We start from the raw sequence: 3,162 nt of genomic DNA on the forward strand, positions 1-3,162 counted from the left end.
TGCCTTCCGCTACAGCTTTTGACATACTTGGAAAAGCTGCAAGGACAGACTGCTAGAGACAATATCATAGGGCTGTAGCAATTGACCGATCGCCCCGTAAATACCAATGAGTGCTTCGCTACCCAACAACGAGAGAATTAAAACATCAATTCTACTGGCAATAATTCCCATTCCCTCCAATGCAAAAAATGTCTTTGATGCCTTTACCGCTTTCCAGATAAAATCCCGATCTATTTGCCATTTTGGTTTGACTATATTGAGGATTAGCAGCCATTGCACGATCGAGATTAATGTTTCCGATACAATCAGGATAACCGCGACAGTTTCTAGTCCATAATGTGAAGACAATGCCCAAATTATGGTCAACAAGCGGCCGATATAAATCGGCACTGTAGAAAAGGCAATTAAATGCATCTTTTCCTGTGCTTGCAAAATCGCCTCGGTGATATTAGAAAGAGCAAATGGAATAATCATTACCCCCATGATATAACAGAGCGTAGAAGCACTGTCACTATAGGGGAGAATAAAGACGATCGCCGACATGACGAGATAGCCGACAATCCCAAATGCTAATTGTAATAAGGTGCCATTAACTAGATAAATCGGAGCTATTTCTGGATTGAGAGATAATTCTCTGGTAAATAAAGTTTTGAAACCTTGAGATACAAAGTTTACAAAAATGAAGTAATAGTTCATTGCCAGGAGGTATTGCCCCAAAGCATCAGCCCCCAATGTTCGGGCGATTGTAGCCGTTAAAACAAAGGTAGCAATCCCTTGGGTCAGTCGATTGACCAACATGGCTAGCGAATTACTTATTAGTCTGTTTTTTTGTGGCATTAATAATAAGAACTCTGCTGAAATTAACTTCACTCTCGATCGACATCTATCTACCCCGACTATTTACAGAACGTCCTGTTTTGTATTTGGTGGCAATAATTGCAAACAAGATCTAATTTCTGCTGCTAAACCCCGAACTCTAGGTTCTTTCATCATCCGGAAGTGAGATCCTGGAACCTGATAAATATCTAGGTTATCGCCAACCAGATCGCGCCAACCAAATTCGGGATGGAGGTAGTGCTCTAAATCCTGAACTTGGCATCTAAATAGAGTAAGTTTTCCGCCGTAAGGACGCGCGACGTAATCTTCACTAGCTTGGAGGTTGGCATCCAAAACATTAAATAATTGCGGTGTCAGATCTTCGGGTTTGTACAAGCTTTTTGCTATAAAATCTCTTTCATTATCCTTAGTCAATCGATAGCTGATGCGTCCCATAATATAGTTCGATCTTTCATCAAAATTGAGTTGCCACAGATTGCATAAATGGATTTTCCAAGATTGTGCTAATGATGGTCTGCGGTTGGGGAGATTGGGTACGCTACAATCTAGCAACGCTAACATTTGGATCTGTTCGCCATCAGCTTCTAGTTGACGAGCCATCTCATATGCCACTAATCCACCAAAGGAGTAGCCCAGTAGAAAATAGGGGCCGTGCGGCTGAACGGTACGAATTTCGCTGATATAGTGGCTGGCCATATCTTCGACGCGACGGAATGGTTGCTGGAGAGCATCTAACCCTTGTGATTGCAGTCCGTAGATCGGCTGCTCGCGATCGAGATAAGTTGCTAAGGAGTAATACTCTAAGACATTGCCGCCAATGGGATGGATGCAAAATAACGGCGGTTTTGCCTCGCCAGCTTGAATGAGCACTAATGACGACCAGGTGGCACTCGATTCTTTTTGACCCAATACCTTTGCCAAATCCTCGATCGTCTGAGCTTGGAGGAGTGTCGCTAATGGTAAATTTTGCCCCCAAATCTTATCGATTTCGGCAAACAGTCTGACTGCCATCAGCGAATGACCGCCGATTGCAAAGAAGTTATCTTTAATCCCGATCGGGCGAACGTCTAAGACTCTCTCCCAAATTACCGTCAATTGCTGCTCTAATTCGGTGCGAGGTGCGACTAGCATTGCTGGATCTGCCGCTCGATCGTCTGCTGGCATTGGTAAAGCGCGTCGATCGACTTTGCCATTGGCAGTTAGCGGCAAGGCTGCAACGATAACAAATGCCGATGGAATTAGATAATCGGGCAGTTTTGACAGCAGAAACCCTCGCCAGTCGATCGCCGTAGTTGCTGCCGGATCGACGACTAGATAGGCAACTAACCGCTTATCGCCCGGACGATCTTCCCGATCGATCGTCCGGACTTCCCGCACGGCGGGATGCTGGGCGAGGACGGCATCGATTTCGCCGAGTTCGATCCGAAAACCGCGAATTTTGACCTGAGTATCGATCCGTCCCAAGAATTCGAGATTGCCATCTGGTAAGTAGCGTACCAAATCGCCAGTCCGATACAGTCGTTCCCCGGTGGCGAACGGATTGGCCACGAATTTTTCTGAAGTTAAATCGGGACGATTCGGCTTTGCCGAGGCTGCGCCAACGAGATAGCCTTGTGCCAAGCCATCCCCACCGATATATAGTTCGCCCGGAATGCCGATCGGCACTGGTTGGCGATCGGCATCTAGTACGTAGACTTGAGTATTAGATATCGGTCTACCGATCGGTACCGCGCTCAATCCCTCCAGGCTGGCAATCGGATAACAGCAGGTAAATGTGGTGTTCTCTGTCGGCCCGTAGCCGTTAATTAACTGGCAATTCGGCAAGGTTGCTAAAACCTTGCGGACTTGGGGGACGGACAGCACATCACCGCCAGCAATCAGTTGGCGCAGCGGCTGGAGATCCTCAATTCGTTCGTCTACCATCAGATGAAACAGTCCCGCCGTCAGCCACAGCGTGGTAATTTGATGGGCGGCGATCGCTTGGCCTAATTCCCGCAAAGATGGCTTCTCGCCGGGAAATAAGACGAGCCTACCACCATTGAGCAAGCTGCCCCAAATTTCCAAGGTAGACGCATCGAAGGCGATCGGTGCCAGTTGCAGCCAGACTTGGCTCGGGCTAAAATCCAGATAGTTAGTCTCTTTCACTAACCGCACGACCCCGCGATGAGGGATACACACGCCTTTAGGCTGTCCGGTCGAGCCAGAAGTATACATCACATAGGCGAGATCTTCAGCTTGCCACGATCGGGATGGATTCGTCGCGCTAGCCTGGGCGATTTTGTCCCAGTCAGTGTCGAGATCGATGGTGCGGGCGGCATGGGCGGG

The 3,162-nt window shown here is 47.8% G+C and carries 2 protein-coding genes; both read right to left on the bottom strand.

The window, feature by feature from the left end; translation table 11 throughout:
- Nucleotides 1–9 precede the first annotated feature (9 nt).
- Nucleotides 10–870, bottom strand: coding sequence for an oligosaccharide flippase family protein (locus tag RMO84_RS09050; RefSeq protein ID WP_310488150.1), 861 nt, complete (start codon nucleotides 868–870; stop codon nucleotides 10–12).
- Between the two features lie 30 nt (nucleotides 871–900).
- On the bottom strand, nucleotides 901–3,162 hold a 2,262-nt coding region (locus RMO84_RS09055; protein ID WP_310488151.1), incomplete at its 5' end, for an amino acid adenylation domain-containing protein.

The sequence above is a fragment of the Chamaesiphon sp. VAR_69_metabat_338 genome (genome assembly GCF_031423935.1).
GTDB lineage: Bacteria > Cyanobacteriota > Cyanobacteriia > Cyanobacteriales > Chamaesiphonaceae > Chamaesiphon.